Origin of the sequence: Streptomyces sp. NPDC021749 (assembly GCF_040640655.1) — a bacterium.
Classification (GTDB): domain Bacteria; phylum Actinomycetota; class Actinomycetes; order Streptomycetales; family Streptomycetaceae; genus Streptomyces.
Window position 1 is genome coordinate 42,139 of the sequence record NZ_JBFACE010000051.1, and the last position, 6,674, is coordinate 48,812.

Genomic DNA, 6,674 nt, shown 5'->3' on the forward strand with positions numbered 1-6,674 from the left:
TTCAGCGGCGCATCGGCCGGTCGAGGAGGGGCGTGAGCTCGGCGTCGGTCGCCGGCCTGAGCGTCGTCAGCAGGTGCCGGGCCGCGGACAGCCCGGCGCGGCCGTCGCCCTGGACGGTCACCGTGTGGACCAGGCCGTCGCGGCGCAACCGCAGTTCCCTCCGCTTGTCATCGCCGTCGTACGCGACCAGTTGGCGGCCGCCGCCGTCGTCCGCGCAATGGATCGGTTCGCCGAACGGGACGGGGCAGCCGCGCGCATCGGTGCGCCGGGTGTCATGCCCGATCCGCTCCACGGAGAGGTGCAGTTCCGGGGCGCCGGGCCGCGTGTAGGTCGCGCCGAAGCCGCTCTCGCTCGCTCCGGCGTCTTCCAGCGCGTATCCGGAAGGCGTTTCACCGACCCGCAGCAGGGCGCGGTCCACGTCGTTGGCGGTGAGCCACTCGGCGAGCGTGGGCGGCTGGGCCGCCTCCCAGGTGAGGTACGAGCCGCCGGCCGCGAGCAGGACCGCGGCGGCGAGTGTGACCAGCCGGGTCCGCGCGCCCGGGAGGAAGAAGGCGGCGCCCAGTGCGTGACAGACGCCGCCCCAGGGATACAGGAGACCGGTGACGTACAAGCCGTCGTCGTGCAGGTTCGCCGCGACGGCCGCCACTGCCCCCACCGTGCCGCACGCATACACGCCCGCCGCCCAGGCCCACCGTCCGCGCGCCCGGCGGGCGAGCGGCACGAACCCGCGGACGGACGTGGCGAGGGCGGCGAGCGACGCGATGCCGAGGGCCGTCCCGAGGACCAGGACGGCCACGAGCGCCGCGGTGCTGTCGGCGAAGAGCGCAACCAGCACCGCCTGGAACTGGACGGCGGTCAGCACACAGCCGACGAACGCAACGGCTGCGAGGTGGGCGACGAGGCGCCCCGCTTCAGTCTTCCGGGCCATACTTCGTGATCACGTGGAGGCGGGCGCCGCGGTTCCGAGGGCCGGTCTCACGTCCGGAATTCCGCCGGCAACTGCAGTGCCATGGCCTTGAGTCGGCGGCCCGCCCGCTGCGCGCCACCGGCGTCGAACGGGGCCGCGGGCCGTACTCGACGGCGAGCTGGAGGGCCTTCGCGGTCTGCTCCAGAGGGGTGTTCCGCTCATGGCCGAGGACGGTAGCGCCCTCGCCGGGGCGTCGAACGGACGGGGCCCTCACCTGGCGCGCGGGCACCGCGCGGGCACCGCGCAGGCGGCACAGGCGCGAACACCCCGGCGAGTGCGGAGCGTGCTCCAGGGGCCGCGTGGGTAGGGCGCAGGGGTGATATCGGTGTATGCGGCCCGGTTGGGCGCGGAGCCCTGTGTCAGCCGGGGGCCCGATCAGAGGTATTACGCGGCGAGCACCATGAAGATCGCCGTGCTCGCGGCCCTGTGTCGCAGCGGCCTCGACCTGGACGCGCCCGTGCTGGTGGAGAACTGCTTCACCTCGGCCGTACCCGGACCCGCGTACCGGCTCCCGCCTGACAGGGAGGTCGACGCCGGGACCTGGCGGATGCTGGGACGGCGGGTGCCGTTGCGGTGGCTGGCGGAGCGCATGGTGCAGCACTCGTCGGACCTGGCGACGAACATCTGCCTGGCCCAGGTGGGTGTCGAGGCGGTGGCGGAGGTGTGGCGGCTGGCCGGCGCCCGGCACAGCGTGACCCGGCGCGGCATCGAGGACGCCGGGGCCCGTGCGGCGGGCGTGACGAATCTGGTGACCGCCGCGGACCTCGTGCGGCTGCTGTGCTGGTTGCCGTCCGAGCAGCTGGAGCTGCTCGCCGGGAACGTCCACCGGGAGGACCTGGCCGCCGGTCTGCCGGACGGGACGTGGGTCGCGTTCAAGAACGGCTGGGTGCGGGGGGTGCGGCACAGCGCCGGGATCGTCCGCCCGCCCGATGCGGCCCCCTACGCGGTCGCGATCTGCTACGCCGGCCCCCTGGCCTCGGGGGAGGCCTTCGGCGACCCCGCCGCCCGGATGCTCGCCCGTGTCTCCGCCCGCTTGTGGGAGCGGCGCCATGACCTGGTGACGGTCCGGGCCACCGGTTCGCCGCCACGGGCAGCGGACTGAGCGCCGTGACGACAGGACCCCGCGCGTTCCGGAGCTCGCGCTGGACTCACTGCCGGAGACCAACCCGTCGGTCAGCTCGCGCAGTTGCTGCATGGGGGCGGCGGCCCGGGTGCGTCTGGTGGAGCCGGTCGGGCGGGGCGAGGCCGTCCCTGAGCGGGGCGGAAAGGAGCGGGTCACCGCTGGGCGGCCACTGGTGCGGGTGCGTAGTGGGTGGTCCAGCCCCGGCGGAGGTCCCAGGTGCCGCCGTCCCGCGCTGCGCCGCGCAGCCCGTGGACGGTGTCGGCACCGGCGAGTTGCTCCCGCGTACCCGGCGCGGGACCGGCGGTGGGACCGTTCATGCCGCATCGTGGAAGACGAGGCCGAGCGTCCGTCGCACCCCGGAGCGGACGGTGCTCACCCCGTGCCGCATGGGCCCGACGGACCAGCCGCGCCGGGAGGCCACCGGCCGGTCGCGGGTGGTGAAGACCAGCGCATGGCCCTGGGGGAGCGTGGTGGACGACCCCCGGGACTGGGCGCGGGGCCGCTGTTCGGTCATCAGGAACTCGCCACCGGTGAAATCGGCACCGGGGGCGTCGAGACCGATGACGACCTGCAGCGGGAACACCATCTCGCCGAAGACGTCGCGATGCAGCGCGTTCCAGTCGCCCGCGCCGTAACGCAGCAGGATCTGGGCGGACTTGGACTGCCCGGCCCGGTGGCAGGCGGCGAGCCACCGCCCCAGGTCGTCCGGCCACGGGGCCTCCCGCCCGAGCTTGGCGGCCCAGTCGCGGGCGATCGGCAGCAGGTGCGGGTAGAACGCCTCGCGCAGCTCGCGGACGGTGTCCGGCAGGTCGTGGGTGAAGTAGCGGTACCGGCCGGAGCCGAAGCGGTGGCGGGCCATGTCGACGGTCGAGCGGAAGCGTTCGGCGTCGTCGTACAGGGCGGCGATCTCGCGGCACCGGCCGGGTGTGAGCAGCGGCCCGGTCAGCGCGCTGCCGTACTCGTTGACCTCGTCGGTGAGGGTGGTCCAGTCGGTGGCGTCGACCCGTGCGGTGAGGCTGCCGTCCGGTCGGCGGGCGTCGGTCATGGCGGCGGTCCTTCGTCGCGTGTCGTGGATGCATCGTCGTGGAGAGGTGTCGTCATGGATTCCTCCTCCACGAGAAGTCTGCGACGCGGGACGCACCGGGACCGGCGGTATTCGGACGTGACGGCGGGAGGCACACGATGACGTGCGGCGGGCCGTGAGGTGCGGGTCTGGATGGTCGACAGGAGGTTTGGCGGCCAACGGTTGCGGCTACACAGTGAGGCGCGGTGATGGGACGGAACCCGCCGCCGGCCGCCAGTGTCTTCGGAGGGGCGATGTCGCAGCTGGACCAGGACCGGCGGCGAGAGCCGCAGGACGCCTCCCGGAATCCGCGCGTCAAGGCAGGCAACACCATCCGGAAGTACGTGACGACCACCGATCACAAGGTGATCGGCAACATGTATCTCGTCACGTCCTTCGGCTTCTTCCTGTTCGCCGGCATTCTGGCGATGCTGATGCGCGCGGAGCTCGCCAGACCGGGCATGCAGATCGTCAGCAATCAGCAGTACAACCAGCTGTTCACCATTCACGGCACGGTCATGATGCTGCTCTTCGCGACCCCGACGTTCGCCGGGTTCGCCAATGCCGTCATGCCCCTGCAGATCGGCGCACCCGACGTCGCCTTTCCCCGGCTCAACGCCCTGACGTACTGGCTCTTCCTCTTCGGCGGGCTGATGGTGGTGTCGGGTTTCGTCGTGCCGGGCGGATCGGCTCCCTTCGGCTGGTTCGCCTACGCGCCGTTGAACAGCGAGGTGTTCTCGCCGGGCGCCGGCGGCAATCTGTGGGCGGCGGGCCTGGTCGTCGCCGGTCTCAGCACCACCCTCGGCTCGGTCAATTTCGTCGCCACCATCATCACGCTGCGCGCCCCCGGAATGACGATGTTCCGGATGCCGATCTTCACCTGGAACATCCTCTTCACCTCCATCCTGGCGCTGCTCGCCTTTCCCGTGCTCACCGCCGCACTCCTCGCACTGCTCGCCGACCGGAGGCTCGGTGCGCACGTCTATGACGCGGCCAATGGCGGGGCGCTGTTGTGGCAGCACCTTTTCTGGTTCTTCGGCCACCCCGAGGTCTATATCGTCGCGCTGCCGTTCTTCGGCGTGGTGACCGAGATCGTGCCCGTCTTCAGCCGCAAACCGGTCTTCGGATACGTCGGTATGGTCGGCGCGACCATCGCCATCACCATGCTGTCCGCCACGGTGTGGGCGCACCACATGTTCGCCACGGGCGCGGTGCTGCTGCCGTTCTTCTCCCTGATGTCCTTCCTGATCGCGGCACCGACCGGGGTGAAGTTCTTCAACTGGATCGGAACGATGTGGCGGGGCAGCCTGTCGTTCGAGACCCCGATGCTCTGGGCCGTCGGATTCATGGTCACCTTTCTCCTCGGGGGCCTCAGCGGCGTACTGATCGCCTCACCACCCCTGGATTTCCAGGTCACCGACACGTACTTCATCGTCGCGCATCTGCACTACGTGCTGTTCGGCACGATCGTCTTCGCGATGTTCGGCGGCTTCTATTTCTGGTGGCCGAAGTGGACCGGCCGGATGCTCGACGAGCGACTGGGCAAGATTCACTTCTGGACGCTGTTCGTCGGCTTCCAGGCCACCTTCCTCGTCCACCACTGGCTCGGTGAGATGGGCATGCCGCGCCGCTACGCCGACTACCTCGCCGCCGACGGCTTCACCCTGCTGAACACCATTTCCTCGATCGGTGCCTTCCTGCTGGGCCTGTCGACCCTGCCGTTCCTCTACAACGTCTGGAAAACCGCGAAATACGCCCCCAAGATGGAGGTCGACGACCCCTGGGGATTCGGGCGGTCGCTGGAATGGGCCACCTCGTGTCCGCCGCCCCGCCACAACTTCGTGGCGCTTCCCCGGATCCGCTCCGACTCGCCCGCCTTCGACCTGCACCATCCCCAGTACGCCGAACTCCCCCAGGAGCGACGCGGAACGTCCGAACCGACCCCGGACACCCTGGGAGACCAGCAGAAATGAAAGCCGAGGCGTATCTCTTCGCGGGCGTGGCCCTTTTCTTCCTGCTCACCGACGCGGTGTACATCTGGTTCGCCCGGGAACCGGCCGGCATTGCCGCGCTCACGGTGTCCTGCTTCATGGCGGTCGTCATCTCGTTCTTCTGCGCCGTGAACTACCGCCGCAAGGGCGAACGCCCGGAGGACCGGCCGGAATCGGAGATCCACGAGCGCAGCGGTCCGCTGGACTTCTTCCCGCCGCACAGCGGCTACCCGATCGTGGTCGCACTGGGCGTGGCACTGCTCGGACTGGGCCTGGTCTACGCGGCGTGGCTGCTCCTCATCGGCTTCGGCGTCACCGTGGCCGCGGTCTTCGGAATGGTCTTCGAATTCGCCCGCCGCGATGACTGAACGGGCCCGCCGGGCGCTCCTCGGCCTACCGGGGAGGCCGCAGCGGCGCGGTGGGCAGGCCGGCACGGTCCCGTAGGCCGCGCAGGAAGTCTTCGAGGGCCTCCTGGGAGCCGTACCGGGGCGCCCAGCCCAGTTCCCGCCCGGCCCGGGCGGTGTCCATCAGGGGCAGCCGCAGCACGGCGTCGAAGAGGTGCGGGGAGGCCGGCAGCAGGCGCAGATGCCAGGCGCCCGACAACAGCGCACGCGGCGGCCCGGCCGGCACCCGTACGACCCGGGCTCCCAGGAGGTCGCCGAGCAGCGCGGCGTCGACCACCGGCCCGGCGGCCAGGTTGAAGGCCCCGGCGACCGGACGCAGGACGGCCAGCCGGTAGGCGTCGGCGGCATCGTCGGCGTGCAGCACCTGGAACCGCAGACCCGGCAGGTCGGGGACGACGGGGAAGAGCCGCTTGGACGCCAGGGCGCGCGGCGGCGTGAATCCGGCGAACAGTCTGCTCTGCGCACAGGCCGCGGCCCGCTGGAAGATGAAGCCCGGCCGCAGCCGCACCACGCGGATCCGCGGATGCGCGCAGGCGAAGCCGTCGAGGTAGCGCTCCAGATAGGCCTTCTCGCGGCAGTAGGCGGCATCCGGCCAGCCGTGCGTGGGCCACGACTCGTCGACCTGCCGATCCTTGGGGCCGGGCGAATAGGCGCCGACCGACGAGGCGTACACCAGCGTGTTGACCCCGGCCGAAGCCACCGCCTGGAACACCCGGATGCCGCCCAGCACGTTGTTCCGCCAGGTGGTGACCGGGTCACGGGTGGGCTGGAACAGCCAGGCGAGGTGAATGACCGCATCGGCGCCGGCGAAGTGCCCGGTCAGGTCGTCGTCGGTGACGTCCGCGGTGGCCCATGCCGTCCCGGGGCAGGACCACCGCGGCACCCGCCGCGCCAGCCCCAGCACCGACGCGACCGCGGGCTCGGCGCTGAGCGCCCGTACGACGCTCGTGCCCACGTTGCCGGTGGCACCGACGACCACGACGCGCAGCCCCGCCGCGTCCCGGGGGGAGTCGGCAGTCATGGGTTCCTCCTAGTACTGCAACCGCATGTGGTGTGACTGTGTGGGGTGGGGCTCGTTGGTGTGACTGTGTGAGAAGTCGCTGACGGTTGAGCAGATCGAGTCGTG

At 71.1% G+C, this 6,674-nt stretch carries 7 protein-coding genes; 3 read left to right on the forward strand and 4 right to left on the reverse strand.

Annotated features, from left to right (window positions below):
- Position 1: 1 nt before the first annotated feature.
- On the reverse strand, positions 2-928 hold the full coding sequence (locus AB0G35_RS33125) for a hypothetical protein (protein ID WP_360957196.1): 927 nt from the start codon (positions 926-928) through the stop codon (positions 2-4).
- A gap of 364 nt (positions 929-1,292) precedes the next feature.
- On the opposite strand from AB0G35_RS33125, the gene AB0G35_RS33130 reads away from it, so the two are divergent.
- Positions 1,293-2,069 (forward strand): serine hydrolase, encoded by a 777-nt coding sequence (locus AB0G35_RS33130; protein ID WP_360957199.1) that lies wholly within the window; start codon positions 1,293-1,295, stop codon positions 2,067-2,069.
- 173 nt (positions 2,070-2,242) lie between these two features.
- On the opposite strand, the gene AB0G35_RS33135 is transcribed toward AB0G35_RS33130, so the two are convergent.
- Together AB0G35_RS33135 and AB0G35_RS33140 are read right to left on the reverse strand one after the other, a co-directional pair.
- The gene (locus tag AB0G35_RS33135; protein WP_360957202.1) at positions 2,243-2,407 is read right to left on the reverse strand and encodes a hypothetical protein; all 165 of its coding nucleotides are present in this window, start codon (positions 2,405-2,407) and stop codon (positions 2,243-2,245) included.
- Positions 2,404-3,135, reverse strand: a complete 732-nt coding sequence (locus AB0G35_RS33140) for a 2OG-Fe(II) oxygenase (RefSeq protein ID WP_360957205.1) — start codon at positions 3,133-3,135, stop codon at positions 2,404-2,406. The genes AB0G35_RS33135 and AB0G35_RS33140 overlap by 4 nt, the downstream gene beginning before the upstream one ends.
- Positions 3,136-3,407: 272 nt before the next feature.
- Between AB0G35_RS33140 and ctaD the strand changes: the two genes are divergently transcribed.
- Positions 3,408-5,126 (forward strand): cytochrome c oxidase subunit I, encoded by a 1,719-nt coding sequence (ctaD, locus tag AB0G35_RS33145; protein ID WP_360957208.1) that lies wholly within the window; start codon positions 3,408-3,410, stop codon positions 5,124-5,126.
- Positions 5,123-5,512, forward strand: a complete 390-nt coding sequence (locus tag AB0G35_RS33150; RefSeq protein WP_360957210.1) for a cytochrome c oxidase subunit 4 — start codon at positions 5,123-5,125, stop codon at positions 5,510-5,512. Before ctaD ends, AB0G35_RS33150 begins: the two co-directional genes overlap by 4 nt.
- 25 nt (positions 5,513-5,537) lie before the next feature.
- Here AB0G35_RS33150 and AB0G35_RS33155 read toward each other — a convergent pair whose 3' ends face one another.
- Positions 5,538-6,569, reverse strand: a complete 1,032-nt coding sequence (locus AB0G35_RS33155; protein WP_360957213.1) for an NAD-dependent epimerase/dehydratase family protein — start codon at positions 6,567-6,569, stop codon at positions 5,538-5,540.
- Positions 6,570-6,674 lie beyond the last annotated feature (105 nt).

Bases quoted from the DNA above. Each gene is read 5' to 3' on its own strand.
- AB0G35_RS33125 (WP_360957196.1), bottom strand. From the start codon at position 928: ATGGCCCGGAAGACTGAAGCGGGGCGCCTCGTCGCCCACCTCGCAGCC.
- AB0G35_RS33135 (WP_360957202.1), bottom strand. From the start codon at position 2,407: ATGAACGGTCCCACCGCCGGTCCCGCGCCGGGTACGCGGGAGCAACTC.
- AB0G35_RS33140 (WP_360957205.1), bottom strand. From the start codon at position 3,135: ATGACCGACGCCCGCCGACCGGACGGCAGCCTCACCGCACGGGTCGAC.
- ctaD (WP_360957208.1), top strand. From the start codon at position 3,408: ATGTCGCAGCTGGACCAGGACCGGCGGCGAGAGCCGCAGGACGCCTCC.
- AB0G35_RS33150 (WP_360957210.1), top strand. From the start codon at position 5,123: ATGAAAGCCGAGGCGTATCTCTTCGCGGGCGTGGCCCTTTTCTTCCTG.
- AB0G35_RS33155 (WP_360957213.1), bottom strand. From the start codon at position 6,569: ATGACTGCCGACTCCCCCCGGGACGCGGCGGGGCTGCGCGTCGTGGTC.